The sequence below is a fragment of the Granulicatella sp. HMSC31F03 genome, from assembly GCF_001807725.1.
Lineage (GTDB): Bacteria > Bacillota > Bacilli > Lactobacillales > Aerococcaceae > Granulicatella > Granulicatella adiacens.
In genome coordinates, this window is sequence record NZ_KV790853.1 from 1 (window position 1) to 371 (window position 371).

The following is a 371-nucleotide window of genomic DNA, read 5'->3' on the forward strand; positions in this document are numbered from 1 at the left end:
GTTTAGCTGCTTTAAGTGATAGTAGTAAGTTGAATGAGCAAGTGTAATAATCTTTGGAAGAATATCTAAAGGAAACTCTGACACTAACTCTCTGACAATCTGCGTCTTTCTTCTTTCTCTTTTTCCTCCTTCAAGCGGAGTTCTCTCAACTTTTTTAGAATGGCATTCTCCGCTCTTAAATACTCATTTTCAGCCTGAAGGCGTTCTAGTTCTGTCATCTCTTCTGGTTTTTTCTTTGGCTTACGTCCCATTTTAGGTACTCTCCCTCTTGTTTTCTCAACAATAGTATACTTATTTTTCTTGTATTGTGCGAGCTAGTTGTGAAGAGTGGCACGCGCAGGGAGGCCGTATTCGAGAGAAACTCTTTCTTT

General features: G+C 39.4%; 1 pseudogene. It reads right to left on the reverse strand.

From position 1 onward, the window contains the following. A pseudogene (locus HMPREF3106_RS09655) lies at positions 1 to 371 on the reverse strand (IS3 family transposase); the annotation flags it as partial.